Origin of the sequence: Roseiflexus sp. RS-1, from assembly GCF_000016665.1 — a bacterium.
Lineage (GTDB): Bacteria > Chloroflexota > Chloroflexia > Chloroflexales > Roseiflexaceae > Roseiflexus.
In genome coordinates, this window is record NC_009523.1 from 2673690 (window position 1) to 2691366 (window position 17677).

General features: G+C 59.2%; 14 protein-coding genes and 1 tRNA gene. 4 read left to right on the forward strand and 11 right to left on the reverse strand.

Annotation, left to right across the window (positions count from 1 at the left end; genetic code table 11):
- Positions 1 to 30 precede the first annotated feature (30 nt).
- The 3 genes from ROSERS_RS11210 to ROSERS_RS11220 all read right to left on the reverse strand — a co-directional run bounded on the left by ROSERS_RS11210 (position 31) and on the right by ROSERS_RS11220 (position 1980).
- A complete protein-coding gene (locus ROSERS_RS11210) occupies positions 31 to 1353 on the reverse strand; it encodes a KGGVGR-motif variant AAA ATPase (RefSeq protein ID WP_011956899.1) in 1323 nt (440 codons plus the stop codon).
- Positions 1350 to 1781 (reverse strand): HEPN domain-containing protein, encoded by a 432-nt coding sequence (locus tag ROSERS_RS24155; RefSeq protein ID WP_011956900.1) that lies wholly within the window; start codon positions 1779 to 1781, stop codon positions 1350 to 1352. Before ROSERS_RS24155 ends, ROSERS_RS11210 begins: the two co-directional genes overlap by 4 nt.
- Before the next feature lie 124 nt (positions 1782 to 1905).
- A tRNA-Asn gene (locus tag ROSERS_RS11220) sits at positions 1906 to 1980 on the reverse strand.
- A gap of 133 nt (positions 1981 to 2113) precedes the next feature.
- Between ROSERS_RS11220 and ROSERS_RS11225 the strand changes: the two genes are divergently transcribed.
- The 3 genes from ROSERS_RS11225 (at position 2114) to ROSERS_RS11235 (ending at position 8135) form a co-directional block, all read left to right on the forward strand.
- The gene (locus ROSERS_RS11225) at positions 2114 to 4015 is read left to right on the forward strand and encodes a peptidoglycan recognition protein family protein (protein ID WP_232282825.1); all 1902 of its coding nucleotides are present in this window, start codon (positions 2114 to 2116) and stop codon (positions 4013 to 4015) included.
- A gap of 103 nt (positions 4016 to 4118) precedes the next feature.
- Positions 4119 to 6545 carry a CHAT domain-containing protein gene (locus ROSERS_RS11230; protein ID WP_011956902.1) on the forward strand — a complete coding sequence of 809 codons (2427 nt, stop codon included), beginning with the start codon at positions 4119 to 4121 and terminating at the stop codon, positions 6543 to 6545.
- Between the two features lie 6 nt (positions 6546 to 6551).
- Entirely contained in the window at positions 6552 to 8135 is a 1584-nt protein-coding gene (locus ROSERS_RS11235; protein ID WP_011956903.1) for a helix-turn-helix domain-containing protein, read from the forward strand.
- A gap of 44 nt (positions 8136 to 8179) precedes the next feature.
- Here ROSERS_RS11235 and ROSERS_RS11240 read toward each other — a convergent pair whose 3' ends face one another.
- Complete coding sequence (locus ROSERS_RS11240) at positions 8180 to 9025, reverse strand: DUF11 domain-containing protein (protein ID WP_041333521.1); 846 nt, start codon at positions 9023 to 9025, stop codon at positions 8180 to 8182.
- 195 nt (positions 9026 to 9220) lie between these two features.
- Between ROSERS_RS11240 and ROSERS_RS11245 the strand changes: the two genes are divergently transcribed.
- Entirely contained in the window at positions 9221 to 10387 is a 1167-nt protein-coding gene (locus ROSERS_RS11245) for a glycosyltransferase family 4 protein (protein WP_011956905.1), read from the forward strand.
- Between the two features lie 11 nt (positions 10388 to 10398).
- Here the strand turns inward: ROSERS_RS11245 and ROSERS_RS11250 are convergent, their stop codons facing one another.
- From ROSERS_RS11250 to ROSERS_RS11275, 7 genes are all read right to left on the reverse strand, one after another.
- Positions 10399 to 11832, reverse strand: a complete 1434-nt coding sequence (locus tag ROSERS_RS11250) for an MFS transporter (RefSeq protein WP_011956906.1) — start codon at positions 11830 to 11832, stop codon at positions 10399 to 10401.
- An 11-nt stretch (positions 11833 to 11843) separates the two neighbouring features.
- Positions 11844 to 13199, reverse strand: a complete 1356-nt coding sequence (era, locus tag ROSERS_RS11255; RefSeq protein WP_011956907.1) for a GTPase Era — start codon at positions 13197 to 13199, stop codon at positions 11844 to 11846.
- Positions 13200 to 13230: 31 nt separating this feature from the next.
- On the reverse strand, positions 13231 to 14154 hold the full coding sequence (locus ROSERS_RS11260) for a hypothetical protein (RefSeq protein WP_011956908.1): 924 nt from the start codon (positions 14152 to 14154) through the stop codon (positions 13231 to 13233).
- Entirely contained in the window at positions 14154 to 15200 is a 1047-nt protein-coding gene (locus ROSERS_RS25000) for a DNA methyltransferase (protein ID WP_011956909.1), read from the reverse strand. The genes ROSERS_RS11260 and ROSERS_RS25000 overlap by 1 nt, the downstream gene beginning before the upstream one ends.
- 72 nt (positions 15201 to 15272) lie before the next feature.
- Positions 15273 to 16157, reverse strand: coding sequence for a DUF4230 domain-containing protein (locus ROSERS_RS11265; protein ID WP_011956910.1), 885 nt, complete (start codon positions 16155 to 16157; stop codon positions 15273 to 15275).
- Positions 16158 to 16175: 18 nt separating this feature from the next.
- A complete protein-coding gene (locus ROSERS_RS11270) occupies positions 16176 to 16892 on the reverse strand; it encodes a ubiquinone/menaquinone biosynthesis methyltransferase (protein ID WP_011956911.1) in 717 nt (238 codons plus the stop codon).
- Positions 16889 to 17656 carry a type III pantothenate kinase gene (locus ROSERS_RS11275; RefSeq protein ID WP_011956912.1) on the reverse strand — a complete coding sequence of 256 codons (768 nt, stop codon included), beginning with the start codon at positions 17654 to 17656 and terminating at the stop codon, positions 16889 to 16891. Before ROSERS_RS11275 ends, ROSERS_RS11270 begins: the two co-directional genes overlap by 4 nt.
- Positions 17657 to 17677: the final 21 nt, after the last annotated feature.

The following is a 17677-nucleotide window of genomic DNA, read 5'->3' on the forward strand; positions in this document are numbered from 1 at the left end:
GTAATGTTTGTCGTTGGGCATCGGTTAATGTCATGTTGACCCCCTGAGAAACCGCGCGGTGATCCGTTCGCCGAGTTTCCGATAATCTTCTGCTGCCAGACCATAGTCAACCAGGTCCTCCAGGCGGGTAAAGAAAGCTATCCGTTCGCTGTAGAACAAGGAAACAGGAACATGTGGCGCATCACGGCTCTCCATATCACGAAGATACCAGAAAGAGTCCTCTGCTGGATCGTCAGGGTCAGGCAGATAATACTCTTCTTCAAAGGTCTTCTCGGCGCGCCGCAGGAATTCTGCTTCCGCCAGTCGGGCCGTTTGGGGATTGGCCGGCGCCATGCTATGGATCAACAGGCACTCTGCCTGGGGGAAGTTGCGCCGGACACGTTCTGCACCCAGGCGGCGCACCGCCAGACGCAACCCACGCCAATTGGACTCAGACGTGCCCCCAAAGAGCAGATTCAGATGCGCCAGCCCCCCAAAGACAAAACCGGTGGCTTCCGAGAGACCAGCACGCGCATCGAGCAGGATCCAATCCGGGTGCAGTTCGTTACGAATATGTAGGAGCAGAGTTTCCAGAGGATGTTTCCCCTCGGTTGGCGGAGCGAAATCCAGCCGCGCCAGTTTAGCAAGATACCCCTCATCGAAATTTCCGGCCGGGAAGACGAGGATCTCCCCCGAACCGATCACCGCCGGTTGACTGACCCGGAAATAGTAATCGCGCAGGTCGAGATGCTCGCCAAGCAGGGGTTGTTCAAGCCAGTAATCCACCACGCCAGCCTGCGCTACAGCGGGATCGCCGAGCAAAACGCCGACGCCTGGCGCCGCCAGATCGAGATCAACCACAACCACGCGCTCACCAGCATGCGCGCGCTGCGCGGCGAAAATCGCCAGTGCCGTGCTGCGACCGGCGCCGCCTTTGAAGGCGTAGAACGAGAGGATTGGCGGACCGCCTGCGTCGGCTTCTGGATCGGTCGGCCAGGGTGGACCGGGCAGTGGGCGGAGCCAGACGCTCAGGCTGCGATGGCGTTCGTTGATGCGGATGGAGACGCTCGCTGCGTGCGGTGCGCCCTCCTCCCACAGCGACTCCAGCAGTGCGCGATCGGCGTTCGAGGTTTGAGCAGCGGCAATCCACAAACCGCCCCAGAACGGGCCGGTCGCAGCGCTGAGCCGACCTTCCAGCTCGTTGCGTTGGTCTGACGACGGAGCATCGGCAAACCACAGCGCCACACGGATGCGGGCAAAAATGTCGGGTGAAAGCAGGGCCCGTTCGACCCGCTGCTGGCGGACAAGATCTTCCAACACGTGGAGCGCCGCTTGCCGCGCCTGGTCAAAGTGGCGTATGGGAGCACTATTCATCGAATCACTCCATCCATCCACATCTGCTGCACCGTTTGTCGGTACACACGTTCGGCTTCTGTGAGCCAGTCCTGCGCCTGCTGCCATGTGAGGTCGCCCGGCGCGCGGTAGCGCATGGTCTCTTTCCAACCGGCAGGCGGGTTGGCGTAGGCGATGCCCGGTGGCGGATTGGGGATGTAACGCGCCGTGTGCGGACTGCCGCCGGTTGCCAGCGCCGCAACCTGGACGCTGATCGCGCTCAGGTCGTGCCCCCACCGCGGAGCGCTGCCAATCTGCAACAGCGTTTTGAGCGCACACTCAACAACATAGCCTGCGTGATACCCGGAGCCGTCGTAGCGGGCGGTTTCCAGCAACGCCTGCGCATCGTCCAGGTGTTTACGCGCCGCTTCGGGATAATCATCGCCATTGGGTTGACGCAAGTTAGACATAGCCCCTCTTGCGAAAATTATACTGCTACCAGACCATCTGCGGACGTGACACCAGGGAAGATAGATTTGAATGGCAATAAAATACCCGGCGGTGTGCCGGGCATTCATTGGATCGTGTTATTACTGGCTCCCCGACCAGGATTCGAACCTGGAACCTACTGATTAACAGTCAGCCGCTCTACCGTTGAGCTATCGGGGATCATCTATCCCAATGTGAGATTATACACGCGCCCCGTCAGTCTGTCAAACTTGACTCGCGCGTTTGCTGTGTGCTACGATGCTCTCTGTTCCGGATCCGGTTATCGCCTCCGCTCCGACAGAGAGGTGTTGGGTTGACCACACAAGACGCTACGACCGGCATGCCCCCAATGATCGGACGCTGCCTGACGATTCCACAATGGCTCGACTATGTCGCCCGCTATCAGTTCGGGCAGTTGACTCCATCGAAGGTGGTGCTCCACCACACCTGGCGCCCGACGGTGCAACAGTGGCGCGGGCTTGCGTCTATGCAGGGCATGCAACGCTACTATGCTGGCAAGGGATGGACTTCCGCGCCCCACATTTATGTTGCCCCCGACGGAATCTGGCTGTTTACGCCGATGAAAGACATCGGCATCCATGCCGGTCCCGGCAATGGCAGCCTGAAAGCAGGATGGTACTCGATCGGCGTCGAAATGGTTGGCGACTACGACCGTGAGCGACCGTCCGGCGCGGTATGGGATGGAACGAAAGCAGTACTCGGCGGGCTTTCACGTCGTCTGGGGATCGCCCCCGCGACACTGATCGCTTTCCACCGCGACTACAGCAAGAAGAGTTGTCCGGGATGGGCCGTCACCAAAGAATGGGTGATCGGCGAGGTCAACGCCTGGCTGAACAATGTCGCGCCGCCGCCCCCTCCGCCACCTGGTCCGATCGGTCCGATCCCGCCTGATGTCGAAGAACTCGCCGAGGCGTTGCTCGACCAGAGTTACGCCCGTCGCGGTGAGGGGTACAACAGCAGTTGGGCGTTTCATCAGTTTGCGGTTGAGAACAATCTGGGCTTCCCAACCGCCAAAAGTCAGCGGTTGACGCACGGCGGGAAGACGTACAATTACCAGCCGTTCGCGCGGGATACGCTCTTCTGTGAAGTGCCGAACTGGGGTGAGGTGCAACGACTCTCACAATTGCTCGCCGGTTCCATTCCGCCTCCCGGAACCCTCGGGCGTGCATTGCTCGATGCGACCTACGCGACTGGCGGTTCGCCGTTTCGCCCCGATTGGGCATTTCACCAGTACGCGATTGCCGGTCAAACGCTAGGTCCGCCGCTGGAACCGAGCAAAACACTGGTTGTGGATGGGGTTTCCTACAGTTACCAGGTCTTCGCCACCGATACGATTTTCAACCGCGGCACAGAATGGCAAAACATTCAGCGTCTCAGCGCCCTTGCCAACACCACAAACCCGACGCAGGCGAAGGTGCGCGATGCGCTGCTCAACGCCACCTACGCCGCTGCAGGACAGCAGTACCGTCCCGATTGGGCGTTCCATCAACTGGCGCGTACATGGAACCTGGGTGCACCGCTCGGCAAAACCGATCCGATCACGGTTGGCGGCAAGCAGTACAACGTTCAGGTGTACGCTACCGATACGCTCTACAACATCGTGCCGAACTGGAGCGACGTGAAACGCCTCAGCGCCATTTTCAGTCCGCAGCAGACGCTGCTTGCTGCGCCGACGCCGGTTGCGGCGCTCCTTTCGCCCGGCGCGGTTCTCGCGCCGGAGTGGGACACATTCTACATCCGGCGGTTTACAGTCGCCGGGCGCGCGCCGAGCGCGTATGGCAGTCGCAGCGGCTCGAAGATCCGCCTGATCGTGCTGCATGGCGATGAAGGACCGGCGCTCCGGTCGCTTGAACAGATGGCGATGCCCGGCGCAGCCTCGATGACGCACTACTATGTCGCCGCCGACGGCGCGATCTATCAGTTGCTCGATGATGAGTTTGCCGCGTTTCACAGCGGTATCGCGTACTGGAATGGCGCGCGCCGCAACATCAATCGCAGCAGTATTGGCATTGCCCTCGAGCGCCCGAACCATGGGTATACCGACGCATCACGCCGCGCTCTGGCGTGGCTGATCGCTCGTCTGCGCGCACGGTACGACATCCCGCCATCCGGCGTTGTTCGTTGGGGAGATATGGCGCCGTCTGCGGCGAACGATCTCGCCGATCTTCCCAGGGATTGGTATCGAGGGGATTGAAGGTTGAAGGTTGAAGGTTGAAGGTTGAAGGTTGAAGGTTGAAGGTTGAAAGTGCGAAGGTTGAACGTTCAACGCTGAAAAGGCGAGAAGAAGGAGCAACCCTGTGCCTGTTGATTTCAACAAACTCTCTCTGGCGCCGATCAACGCCTGCGTTGTCGCTGAAGAGACGGCATCGCTCTGGCAGATCTATGCGATGCTGCCGCCGAAGCGCGATGATCGTCTCTACCGCTTCGTCGTCACGCCGCTTGCCGATGGGACGTTCATTGTTGCACGCTGGATCGAGGTCGAAGAGATCGTCCATCGGTTGCTGCGCTACGATGATGTGCGCGACTGGACGCTCGTCGATCTGGCGAACTACACACCGCCGTCCGACTACGTCGAGCCGGACGACCATATTGCCGCGAAACTGGCAACCATTCCGCTTGCGAACCTGATCCAGCGCCTGAAACCTGCGCCCGCTCTGGATCGCCAGGCGCACACCACCCACCAGGCGCGCACCGCACGCGACGATCATCCCGGCAGGCGCGTTGTTGTGCTGGACAACAGCGTCATCTACGGCGTTGTCTTTGAAGAACCACTCATGTCTGGCGATGTCGCTGCCGATCCATTTGCGCAACCAGCACTCAGAATGGCTGCTCCGAGCGACGAACCGACATATCTGCCTGAAACGGCTGACATGATATATGCGGAAGCGGCGCCTCCTGAGTCGCAGGTTGATGGTATTGGGGGAGAAACGGCAGACGTGAGCGAACCGGAGCGCTCCGCTTCAGCCTTGCTGAACACTCTCGGCGGTTCAGGGTCGCAGGATGATCGGGTGTTCAATCTCTGGATCGAACAGCGGCTCGTGCAGGAAGCGGAGATTGTCGGCGGCGGCAGGACCCTGACGCGCGTCGTGCCGCCCAACGAGGCGCTGAGCGTTGGCGGTATGTACACGGTCAACGTGAATGTCGCCGCGCCGCTTGCCAGCGCCCGCGTGCGATCAGGAGGCGTCGAGCAGGCGGAAGAGATGACAACCGCACCACAGATCGAGGTGGATGTGCGTCTGGTCGCCGATGTCGGATACTTCAAGGTGTACGGCATTCCGCAACAGAAGATCATCTTCCCGCGCGGCGGCGTCTCGAAGAACCTCGCCAGTTTCACAATCGAACCGCTGAAGCAGGGGGTTGGCGAGATTACCGCAATCCTTTCACTCAATCAAAAGCCATTTCAGAAGATCGTTGCGCAGGTGGCGATTGGCGATACAGCCCTGGCAGCGTTGCCTGCCGAACCGGTGCGCGCCAGCGGGCTGACCCTCGCCGCCGCCGCAACGACGATGAGCAATCCTCGCGCCTATCCCCCGGAGACCGATGCAAGCCTGGTTATTATTCGCGAGACTACCGGCTATACCTTCCTCCTTTCGCTGGGAAGCGGGTACACCGTTGCGCGCCTGAACCTGGCGGAAAAAGAGATCGTCGATGCAATCCGCCGGGCGCGCGCCGGTTTTCTCGACAAAATCGTCAAAAAACTCGATCCATCACGCAACGTCTATGCCTATCAACTCAAAGATACGACGATCCCGGAGGCGATCCATCAAGAGGTGCTACGCGATCTGCGGCAGATCGGCGATCTGCTGTTCCGCGCGCTGTTCTTCGCCCCCGGCAGCGGCGATCAGGGGCGCGAGATGGGGCATTTGTTGCGCGCCACCACCGCCGAACGCGAACTGCGCATCAACGTGATTGCTGAACGCTTCGCCTTCCCCTGGTCGCTGATCTATGCCCTGCCCTTCAAGCCGACCGATCCGGTCGATCCGAACGGCTTCTGGGGGTACCGCCACATTATCGAGTACACACCACAATTCAGCGCCCGGCAACCAACCGCATTCGCACCCGAAATCAGGGCAGGAGACCGGCTCCATTTTGGTTTCGTCTTCGATCAGACGATCGACGCGCAGTTCAATGCGCCGATTATCGGCGAGCAACGTCAGACTCTGCCCGGCATCGGCGGGGTGACCGTCACCGAATACGATACCCGTGATAAGTTCCTCGATCTCTTGAGCCGTTCCCAGGACGTGCCCCACATTATCTATTTCTACGGGCATGCCGTCAGTCGTTCACCGGGAGAGAAGGACGCAGCCACCGGCATCGAGTATGGGTTGGGCGACTCCTACCTGAGCATTAACGGCGAAGCGGTGACGCTCGACGAGATGAACCTGTACGCCGGACTTGACCTCGACCGGTTCGACAGCGCGCCGCTGGTGATCCTCAACGCCTGTGAGAGCGCCGAATTATCGCCAGAACTGTACAATGGTCTCGTTCCCTACCTGATCGGGCGTGGAGCGCGTGGCGTCATCGGCACGGAAGTGTTGATGCCCGCCTACTTCGCCGCCGAGTTCGCGCCTGTCCTGCTGCGCCGCTTTGCTGCTGGCAACACGCGCCTCGGCGATCTGCTCCGCGATCTGCGGCGCGAGTATTTGCGCGAGAAACGGAATGTGTTGCCGTTGATCTATGCTCTGTACAGCAACGCAGAACTGATCGTCACACGTAACGGGTAACCGGTCATGAAAACCGATCTCGAACTTCCCCGCCTCACCAGTGCTGATCTTGCTGAGCGCTTCGGCAATGATGAGGCGGCGTTGCGACGATACCGGATGCTTGTGGCACTGCTGCGTGAAAGACGTTCACCGGGAGAGGTGGCGCGCACCTTTGGCGTCAGCCGCGAAAGCCTGCGTCGGTTGCGCGAAGCGTTCCGGCGTGGCGGTCTGGCAGCGCTGAAGAGTCGCAAGCGCGGTGGAGGACATCTTGTGCGCGGCAGCCCGCTGGCGCGTGCCTTGCGCCAGGAACTCGCCGCTGAACCAGGGTTACCTGCGAATGTGCTCTGGAAGAGAGTGCAGGCACGGTTGCGCGATGAAGGAGTCGTCGATGTTCCGCGCAGCACCTTTTATCGACTGCTGGCGCGCCTGCGTGATGAAGAGAGCGACACCGGATCGAGCAGTGCCACTGTGCGTCTGGTGCGTGAGGCGCTTGGCTCGCTTCCTGAAGACCCGCCGCTTACGTTGGGACGTAGCGACCTGGCGAAGTTGGTGCTGGCGGACGAGACCGATGTGCAGCAACGTGGGCGTCGCTTGCAGACGGCACTGCGCGCAGCGATCGAACAACTCCGCCCATCAGACGATGCCGGTCCGGTTCTGAACGATCCGCGCTGGCGACACTACCTGATCATCGCTGGTGAATACGAAGCAGGAGAGACGCGCACCGATCTCCAGGAAATGCTGGCATTGAGTGCCAGCACCTATAGTCGCGCGAAACGCGAGGCGCTGGAACGACTGGCAGCGCTGTTGCCGTCCGCAATCGAAGCATTACCGCCGCTGGCGCCACCGGTTCACCTCTACACCCCTCCGTCCGTATCGGTTCCCGGTTACGAAGACGAGATCGACCTGTACGTGTCCTCCTTGCGACGTGACGGTCTGGCGCTCATCTGGGGCGATCCGGACGAGGCGTACAACCTGGCTGCCACGCTTGCAGCGCATTTGCAGAGCCGGGGGCAGAAGGTCATCTGGCACGCAGCTGCACCGCTCGACACCGAACCACGACCGGGATTGCGTCTGTTGCAAACCCTTGCAGCTGCGCTGGCAGCGGAAGGCGATGATGAACTGTGGCGGTACCTGGCAGCGCCGGACGCGACCCCGCTCGTCTGGCATCTCGACATACTCGCCAATACGATTGGCGGGCGACGCTGGGCGGTTGTTGTGGCGAACACGCACTGGCTGACCGATAGCGACGCCATTCAAACGCTCGACGTATTGACAACGGCATATGAACAGCGCGAGATCCGCCTGACGCTCGCCGGGCGCGATCTGCCGCTGTGGGCGGATACAGAGCGCTGGCCCCCGCTGCCGGGTTCGACCGATCAGGCGGCTGTCAGAGAATTTCTTCAGCGCCTGACGCGGCGCCCATCAACGGCCAGCGCGTTGCCCCTTTCCGATGTGGTGCGCGAACGCACGATGCAGTTGCTGGAAGCATTGCCGATTGATCAGGTCGCCTTCCTTTCGCCCGATGAACGCGACCGCCTGATCGCGGCGCTCGTCCCGATTGAGCGGTTGCTGGCAACGCTTCGTGGTGCAGCCGGTCATATACCGCCGTGACGAGTGGCGCGAGGACCACGCATCGTGTTCTACCAGATGTGATCTCAGGGGGTGCGAGGAACGACCAGATCCAGCCAGGACTCTGGAGCACCGCCAGGATCGGGCATTTCCGCACCAGTTGATGGCGGCACTGGCTCAACGGCGCCCGATAATGCAGCTGCGGCGCGTGATAACAATGGTGGAGCCGCAGTTGGTGATTGGGGAACAGTGGACGGCGCCGTTCTCATCTCTCTGCGTGTATGAGCAGGGGGTTCCGGCGCAGCCGGCTGATCGGGCGTCCTTTCGGCAGGTGCTGATGCACTGTCGGGCGGCACTGGCATCCTGGGGACTGGCGCTGATATGACGGGGGGCGGCGCGACAACCTGGACTGCGACACGCTCGGACGCTGCGGTAAAATTGAGGTCGTCCTGCGCCAATGCCTGACCGATCAACCAGGTGTTGGGCGCCACGTTGTTGCGCGCTCGCACGACTATCGTGATGACGGCGGGTTTGCTCGCGCCCGCCTGCACCGTGCATATGACCATGCTGGCAATCGAGCATGAGCCTGTGCTACTGTCGGTGCTGACGATCTCGATCCCCGGATCAGGCATGTCGCGCACTTCGACGCGCGCCTGTTCGCGGTTGGCGGTAACGTGGAGCGTGTAGGTGAACGACTGACCAGGAATTACGGTGGTGGTTGAGGCGCTCTTCGTCAGCACTAATGGCGCCGGTCCAACCGGGACGTCTGTTCGTTCGGGCATTACTGCTGGGGTCGCTGTCGGCACGAGCGGCGGTGGCTCCTGATCCGATGCCGTCACACTTCGGGCGATAATGACGAGACAGATGAACAGGAATGGTGCAAGCAGTCCGACAAATCCGGGTTTGATCAAGGAGCGTCTTTCCAGCATCATGTCACCTCACCATGGATCCGCGCCTGAGTTGCTGTTGTCTGAAGGGCGCATGGGCGCAAACCTCGGAGTGTGTTGGAGGATTGAGAGCGTACCCTTCACTGCAAAAATGCACAGCGGTGGGGATATAGTAGCACCGATAGTGCGCTACCATATCGGTGCGTACATGACAGATCGCTCTCAAAACAACCGGTGTTTATGAAGATTGTGCTGCTGAGCGCCGAATACCCGCCGATGCCCGGCGGTGTTGGCGACTATACCCGCAATCTGGGGACGGCGCTCCTTCAGCGGGGGCATGACGTAACCGTACTGACCGGCGTCGGGGGCGATCCGGATGGGCAGCAGAAGGTGCAGGTCGTCCGATTGCCGTTGCGCAGGTGGAACTGGCGCTGCTGGTATGTTGTACGCCGTGCGCTGGTCGATCTGAAGCCGGATATTCTGCATATTCAGTATCAGACCGGAGCATACGGCATGCATCCGGCGATCAATCTGTTACCCTGGCGGTTGCGCTCATGGACGAATCGCCCGCGCATTGTGGCGACGGCGCATGATCTGCTGCCCCCCTATCTGTTTCCGAAGGCTGGTCCGATCCGCAATTGGGTTACGCGACGGCTCCTGATCGACGCCGATGCCGCAGTTGCGACGAACGAGGTTGACGCGGCGCTGCTACAGGGCTGGGGCGCGGGACAGGGACGTCATGTGCTGGCAGCCATCCCTATCGGCGCGAATGTGACCGTTGCGCCGCCGCCCGCCTATGATCGCCAGGCGTGGCGCGCACGTCTGGGCATCACACCGGGGAAGACGCTGATCGCCTATTTTGGTCTGATCTCGCGGAGCAAGGGGATCGACACGCTGGTGCAGGCGTTGACGCATCTGCCGGACACCTTTCGCCTGCTGGTGATCGGTGGTGAAGCGACAGCGCCCCACGACCGCGCCTTTGCCGGTGAGGTACTGAAGCAGATCGCTGATGCGCGGCTGGAAGATCGTGTTCACACAACCGGGTACTGCGATGAAGCGACGGTTTCAGCACACCTGCTGGCGTCTGATCTGGCTGCGTTGCCGTTCGTCGATGGCGCTTCGTTTCGCCGGGGGAGCCTGCTGGCGACGCTGGCGCACGGCGTGCCGACGATCACGACGCCCGGCGCCGCTGCTCTCATTGATAAAACCCATGTTCTGCTGACGCCTGCGGGAGATGCTGCGGCGCTGGCTGATGCCATTGCGCTGCTGGCGAGCGACCCGACGTTGCGGGCGCGTCTGAGCGCCGGTGGCGCAGCGCTGGCAGCACAGTTTTCCTGGGAAGAGATCGCCCGACGACACGAGGAGGTGTACAGGGAAGTGGTCGAGCGGAAAAAAGCGCCCCGGTGAACCTTTGCTTTTCACCCTTCCACCTTCACCGGGCGCACCACGTCACGCTGCTGCTCCCCGGAGTGTTGCCCACGCACCAGTGTCGGCACAATCGCCAGCGCCGCCAGGAACGCTGCGACCAGCATGGCATCGTGCATACCGGCGACCAGCGCAAACGGCGGAGCGGCGGTGATCGGTTCGTACTGCTGTCCGGCTGCCGCAGTTACCCGTATTGCCCAGATCGCTCCGGCAATCGCAACCCCGGTTGTCTGCCCAAGCGTGCGCATAACCGCCAGCAGGCTTCCCGCAACGCCCAGGTTCGCCCGCGCAACGCTTCCCATGATCAGACTGTTGTTCGGCGATTGGAACAGACCGAAACCGGCGCCGATCAGCATCAGGCGCAGCACCACATCCATTTGTGAACTGTCGGTCGTGAGGGTTGCCATACTCAACAAACCGGCAGCAGTCAGCGTCAGACCGATGATCCCCAACCAGCGCGCGCCGAACCGATCCGACAATCGCCCGCTGATCGGCGATACGAGGGACAGGATCAGCGGTGAAGCGATCAGGGTCAATCCGGTTGTTTGCGGCGAATATCCGAGCGCCTTTTGCAGATAGTAGGGGATCAGAAGGAAATTGAAAGCGCCTGCCAGAAAGATCAGAAAGGCTGCCATCAAACTGAAACTGAAGGCTGGCGTGCGAAAGAGGCGGAGGTCGATCATCGGCGCCGACGCGCGATATTCCCACCACACAAAACAGACCAGCAACGCGCTGCCGCTTCCCAGCGCCGCCAGTGTGCGCCAGTCATCGAAGCCCCAGACCTGCCCCTCGGTCAATGCCAGCAGCACGAGCAGCAGCCCGATACCCAGCAGCGCTGCGCCGACCAGATCGAACCGTTGCGTGGTATGCGTGCGGTCGGAGGGAAGCGCGTACAATATCAACGCAATTGCGGCAATGCCGATTGGGATATTGACGAAAAAGATCGCCTGCCACCCAACTGCATCGATCAGCGCGCCGCCCAGCACTGGACCGGTCAGGATGCCGGCAGCAACCGCCGTGCCGATATAACCGAGCGCCTGTCCACGTTGAGAGGGCGGGAAAGCTTCCACCAGCAGCGCCGCGCCAACGCCCTGGATCATTGCAGCGCCGATTGCCTGCAACACGCGAAACCCGACCAGTGCGCCGATGCTCCACGCCAGACCACACAACGCCGAACTGATGGTGAACACGACGAAACCGATCAGGTAGACGCTCCGTTTGCCGATCATATCGCCCAGACGCCCCATACCCGGCAGCAAACAGGTAATTCCCAGCAAATATGCCAGCACCACCCATTCGACTTCGTGCAATCCGGCGCCAAACGACTCCTGCAACGTTTTGAGTGCAATGTTGACGATCGAGCCATCGATCGTACTCATGAACACGCCAGTCGCCACCGCCAGCAGCGCCCACCACTTGCGTTCCATCGCAGTGCTTTCTATTCAGTGTATCCGAGCCAGCGAAGCGCATTCGGGTCATCGCGCCAGTGGTCGCGCGCTTTGACCCACAGATCGAGATAGACGGGTCGTCCAAGCATGTCCTCAATGGCGAGGCGCGCACCGCTGCCAATCTTCTTGAGCATACTGCCGCCGGCGCCGATCAGGATGGCTTTTTGCGACTCGCGTTCAACCAGGATGGTCATCCGAATGTAGGTGATCTTTTCTTTCTCTTCCCACTCTTCGACTTCGACCGCCACGCTGTGGGGCACTTCCTGCTGCGTATGGCGCAAGACCTGCTCGCGCACCAGTTCGGCAGCCAGTTCGCGTTCGCTCTGATCGGTCACCTGTCCTTCCGGGTAGAGGGGCGGACCTTCCGGCAGCAGGCGCACAATCTCGTCCACCAGGGCATCGAGACCCTGACCGCGCAACGCCGAGACGGCGACTTCCATATCCCATGGGGCAAGGGCACGGTACGCTTGCAGGTGTTCATTCCCGGATCTGGTGGGGAGGTCGATCTTGTTGAGCACCAGCATGCGACGCGCCTGCGCTTTGCGCACCAGCGCGGCAATCCGTTCATCGAGGCTTCCCGGCGGGCGCGAGATATCCACTACCATGCAGACCACATCGGCGTCGGGGATGGCGCGGCGTGCCTGTTTGACCATATACGCGCCAAGGCGGTTACGCGGCTCGTGGATGCCGGGTGTATCCACAAAAACGATCTGGGCATCAGGACGACTCAGAATCCCGCGAATGGCAGTGCGCGTTGTTTGCGGCTTGGGAGAAACGATAGCGACCTTTTGCCCGAGCAGCGCATTGAGCAGCGTCGATTTGCCAACGTTGGGGCGTCCGACCAGCGCAACGAACCCGGAGCGATGGGGACCTTCGGGCATCATCGGGCGCGTGGCAGGCGGCAGAGCGGTTGCCGGTTCTTCCCCGTCGTCCTGACGCTCCTCGTCGCGTTGAACCAGGAAATGCGCCAGGCGTTCCAGGCGATGTTCCAGTTCGAACTCATCGGCTGGCAGCACCTCGAACCCCAGCAACTGCTCGTCCGGGTCGAAATCGAGGATGGCTGGCTCCTCCAGCGGTTGCACCGACGCCGGTTCTTCACCGACGAGGTTGACGGTCAGCGTGCGTTCCGACGCATCGAACGACACCTGTGGATGCGCCAGCGCCTGGGTCAGGTCATCATCGTTGATCGATTCGTCCAGGGCAAGTTCGATGCCGATAATCTGCCCCTGCGCATCGAGCAGGAGCGTGGCATCGCATTCACTTTCGAGCGAGGCGTCTTCTTCGGCGGTTTCGATGAAGCGCCAGAAGAGAGTCCCGGCGTCCGGGTCATAGAGAAGAGTGATCATGGTGTATAACTTTGCGGATCAGGCAGGAGTCTTAGCACAGATTGTCTCTCCATAATTTTTCGACCAGTTCCATGATTTCAAGGAATATCTCGCTTCTTTCTGAACAGTCTTCTCTTGTTTGAACTTTTTCTTTTATTGCCCTGATCTTTCTTTCTATCTCGATATCTGCACTTGTATCCGATACGGCTTTAAGAAACTCTATCCAATGAGATATTTTGATACCAAGATAAGATCTGTCCTTTAGTGAGTTGATGTATTGATTGATAATATTTGTTCTTGCTATCCTTCCGAAATTTCCTCCTTTATCCTCCTCTGCCTCGTCAGCTGCCTCCTGTCTGATGTCAGGATGGTGTTTTGTGTCTTTGGGAGTGCGAATGTTTGGGTTTTTATTTCTTTGCTTTCTCGATTCTTGCCAGTAGAAATTGCGGTACTCCGCAACATATCTTGCAGATTCAATCCATGGTTGAAATAGTTTGGGGGCTCCTGATACCACATCAGAGAGAATCCAGGGAACTATCACGAGCAAGTCAGCATCGGCGCATGCAGCTGGGGTTATCTGATACCTGAAACTTGGTTCGCCTTCCTTGCTAAGAATATACCACGATTTGAGTTCTATCCCAAAGAGGATATCTTTACTCTTAGGTTCTTCTCCACCCGCCGTTCTTATAAGCAAAACGTCAGGGAAATTTTGGGGTTGTCTGACGAAGGAGTAAGGAAAGTATTTTGCATCCTTGTCCCATATTTCTCTCATCCTGTTCAAGGTTTCAACGATCTGTGTTTCCAGAATGCCAGAAAAAAGCGCGCCTACTGAAAATATTTCGGTTACATTTACTCCTCTAATTGACAGATCAGACTGGAAGTGGTTTGGAATTGAGTACAGTAGAGACTTTGTCGAGTCCCAAACATCAAAGTACCGCCAACTTGTATCAGGTATAACTCGCTGTGGTATTTCCATCAGTTGACCTCATATTGAGTCAGATGTTCAAGTAGGAGAGGTTGTTGTCTGGCTTTTTGAACTTGCTCTTCCATCCTGGAAACCGCCATTTTGAAAATATGTTCATCAATTTCTGCACAATAGGCTATTCGGGACATCAGGCAGGAAACCAACCCTGCTGTGCAAAGACCGCCAAAAGGTTCCCATATAACATCTCCTGGATTAGAAGAGGCTTCAATGATAAGTTCAATCAACTTGATTGGCTTTTGATTCAAGTGAGCATACTTCCCTGATCCTCGTATTCTAAGTCTTTCTTCGTTATGGAGAGGAGGATGATTCCAGACATTAGTTACTCCATATCTCCCTTTGAATGTAGGGAATATTCTTTTATATTCATCCTGATTTGCTGGTCTTTTTCCGTCAAATGAAAAATAAGGCCTTCCTTTGGGGTTGCCGTATTTGTTGGCGTATTTGACCATTCGTTCGAATATTTCAGGTGGAGGAGCGTACCATAAATGATCTCGTGTAAAATACTTTCTCGATGCGGCATTTATTACCCCGCAAGCCTCATTGGTTTTGTACATTGGCAAACCTGTTCTTTCCCATTCATTTCTCAGCCATTCTTTCAAACTTAATAATTCTCCTTCATGGTAAAATTCTGCACGTCGAACATATTGTACGCAGACCTCTGTAACGACCGGAAAACCTTTCAAGACCGGCAAATTACAATTGCCGGCAATATGTTGAATACCCTTATTCCAGATATTGCACCCAACATACTCCCAGCCATGCTCGTCGAGCACTGGATGTACGATCGCCCATCCAATCTCGGTGTTCCAGAACCAGAGCGTTGTGCCGGGTCTGGAGTAGCGCGACCACGATTGGATATGACCGAGATACCACGCTTTCAGTTCCGCAGGTTCTCTGGCGTCGCCCTTAAACCCTGACACCCCATATCCGCCATCAGAAATAATGACATCGGGAGTTGGCCAATCCTGGTAAACGAGAGCAGCGTCTTGATGGTAGATGGTAACATTTTCTAATGTGAATATGCGTTGTTCAGCCATGTCCTGCCTTTGATACGATCAAATAGGAGCGACAACGACATTCATTGCCGCAAAATGATTATAGGAGCATCTTTACCGCTGTTCAACAACGCACGGTCCCGGCGTTGCAATCACGGTGATCTGCTCGAATTCGAGCAGGCGGAGAAACTGCTCCATCGAGCGTTTGGCTTCATCGGCGGCGCGCTGCATGATGCCATTTTCGCATGCCGCTGCCAGAATCTGGCGTTCCGCCTCCTGGCGCGCCTGCGTCTCCAGGTTCGGATCCTGTCCGCCGGTCAGTTGGGTGAGCAGGCGTGTCTGGCGGTCGTAGACGCGGGTGCGTTCGTTGTTCAGGCGCGCGCTGAAAATTTCGGAGGCGGGAAGGGTAAGCGTGACGCTGGCGCCATCAGGCGAAATGATGATGTCGCGCTCGGTCAGTTTGCTCAGATCGACCCCGGCAACCACATCGCCGCTGGCGATCAGCAGCAGGCGCTCGCCAAGGAGCGCGTCGAGCGGATCACCCCGCGCTGTTGAAGCTTCGACCACCCGCTCGATAGAGAAACGCTGCGTTTCCAGGCGGTTGAGGTTCTTCATCTGCTGAATCGCGCCGCCCCGATCACGGATTGTCGGCGTGGGGGTTGCAATCACCTGCAAGACCTGCTGCGGCACATTCGGCGCAAATGTCGCAACGACCTGTTGCCAGAAGAGCATAAGCAGCAGCACGACGGTGATGGCGCCGAGCGCCACGTACAGCGCCGTCGCCGCGCATCCTCCTCCCGCCAGCGGCACACCGTAGCGAACCGTTCTGACCGGGTCATACGGGAGATACAGCGGCTCCTCTTCGATTACATCGTCCACATCTTCACCGCGCGCGCGGCGCAGGCGACGCTCCATCAGCGACTCGCGGCGCAGTTCCCGGCGGCGGAGCGGACGCGGTCGTTCCTCCTCTTCTTCGGTTTCGTCATCGTGGCGAGGCATAGCGACCTCCGGGCAGTGTTACCCGCGTTTGATGCCGGTATGGATGGCGGCCGCCCCCAACCCCACCAGGCGGTACGTCACGTCGCTCCAGCCGGCTGCGCGCATGATCTGCGCCAGTTCTTCCGGCGGCGGGAAAATGCGCGCCGACTGCGGCAGGTAGGTGTAGGCTTCAGGATCGGCGCCGAGCGCGCGCGCCATCAACGGCACAATCCGCTGGAAATAGAACCAGTGTCCTGCTCGCAGCAGCGGGTGGCGCGGGCGGGCGACTTCCAGGCACGCGACGGTTGCACCGACACGCGCGACCCGCCACATTTCGCGGAATGCTGCGGCAATGTCGGTCACATTCCGCAGGGTAAAGCCGGTTGTGATGGCGTCGAAACTCTCATCGGCGAACGGCAGCTTCAGTGCGTCACCCGCCACAAACACTGCGCGTCTGTCCCTGATCTTGGGGAGACCAGCGCGCATCATCGGCACGGTAAAATCCACCCCGACCGCCAGTCCGTCCGGCATCCACGCCGTCAGTTCCACCAGGAAGTCGCCGGTGCCGGTGCCAATATCGAGCGCGCGACCGCAACTCGGCGGCGCGGCAAGGGCAACCGTCGTCGCGCGCCACTCCCGGTCCAACCCCAGGGTTATGATGCCGTTCATGGTATCGTAGCCGGGCGCAATCCGGCTGAACATCCGCTCGACATATTCGGCTTTTTTGTCGGGCGGCGGTAACACTGTTGTGCTCATGAGCGATTCATTTCGTAGATCAGTCGCAATCCTTCCAGCGTAAGATACGGTTCAACCGTGGTAATGGCTTCAGTTTCGGCGGCGATCAATTCCGCCAATCCCCCCGTAGCCACCACCGGGCAGGATGTGCCCAGTTCAGCCTGCATTCGATTCACCAATCCCTCGACCAGCCCGGCATATCCCAGGATGACACCCGACTGCATATGATGGATCGTATTCTTCCCGATAACACTCGGCGGACGCACCAGTTCGACCTGATAGAGCTTCGCCGCCAGGCGGAAGAGCGCATCGGCGGAAATGCCGATGCCGGGAGCAATCGCACCGCCGATATACTCGCCATCGGCGGTGATCACATCGAAGGTGGTGGCCGTGCCGAATGCCAGCACAATGACCGGACCGCCATACCGGCGGAAGGCTGCCAGCGAGTTGGCGATCCGGTCGGCGCCAAGCTCAGCAGGCGTATCGACGTTGTAGCGCAGCCCGGTTGGCGTTGTTGCGTTGACCATCAGCGGCTCGACACGGAAGTAGGTGCGGCACAGCGTGCGGAACTCACCGGTCAGCGGCGGCACCACGCACGAGATGGCGCACCCATCAATCTCACGCGGATCGATGCCGCCAAGGTCGAACAGATTGTGCAAGAGCACCAGGTATTCGTCAGCAAGCCGATGGCGTTCCGTCGTAACACGCCAGTGCGCCGTGAGACGCTCATCCTGATAGACGCCGATTTTGATATTCGTGTTGCCAATGTCGATCGTGAGCAGCATAGATCACCAGTTCTGCATTCA

What these genes read in the sequence shown, in the direction of transcription:
- ROSERS_RS11210 (WP_011956899.1), bottom strand. Translation starts at nt 1,353, where the DNA reads ATGAATAGTGCTCCCATACGCCACTTTGACCAGGCGCGGCAAGCGGCG.
- ROSERS_RS24155 (WP_011956900.1), bottom strand. Translation starts at nt 1,781, where the DNA reads ATGTCTAACTTGCGTCAACCCAATGGCGATGATTATCCCGAAGCGGCG.
- ROSERS_RS11235 (WP_011956903.1), top strand. Translation starts at nt 6,552, where the DNA reads ATGAAAACCGATCTCGAACTTCCCCGCCTCACCAGTGCTGATCTTGCT.
- ROSERS_RS11240 (WP_041333521.1), bottom strand. Translation starts at nt 9,025, where the DNA reads ATGATGCTGGAAAGACGCTCCTTGATCAAACCCGGATTTGTCGGACTG.
- ROSERS_RS11245 (WP_011956905.1), top strand. Translation starts at nt 9,221, where the DNA reads ATGAAGATTGTGCTGCTGAGCGCCGAATACCCGCCGATGCCCGGCGGT.
- ROSERS_RS11250 (WP_011956906.1), bottom strand. Translation starts at nt 11,832, where the DNA reads ATGGAACGCAAGTGGTGGGCGCTGCTGGCGGTGGCGACTGGCGTGTTC.
- era (WP_011956907.1), bottom strand. Translation starts at nt 13,199, where the DNA reads ATGATCACTCTTCTCTATGACCCGGACGCCGGGACTCTCTTCTGGCGC.
- ROSERS_RS11260 (WP_011956908.1), bottom strand. Translation starts at nt 14,154, where the DNA reads ATGGAAATACCACAGCGAGTTATACCTGATACAAGTTGGCGGTACTTT.
- ROSERS_RS25000 (WP_011956909.1), bottom strand. Translation starts at nt 15,200, where the DNA reads ATGGCTGAACAACGCATATTCACATTAGAAAATGTTACCATCTACCAT.
- ROSERS_RS11265 (WP_011956910.1), bottom strand. Translation starts at nt 16,157, where the DNA reads ATGCCTCGCCACGATGACGAAACCGAAGAAGAGGAGGAACGACCGCGT.
- ROSERS_RS11270 (WP_011956911.1), bottom strand. Translation starts at nt 16,892, where the DNA reads ATGAGCACAACAGTGTTACCGCCGCCCGACAAAAAAGCCGAATATGTC.
- ROSERS_RS11275 (WP_011956912.1), bottom strand. Translation starts at nt 17,656, where the DNA reads ATGCTGCTCACGATCGACATTGGCAACACGAATATCAAAATCGGCGTC.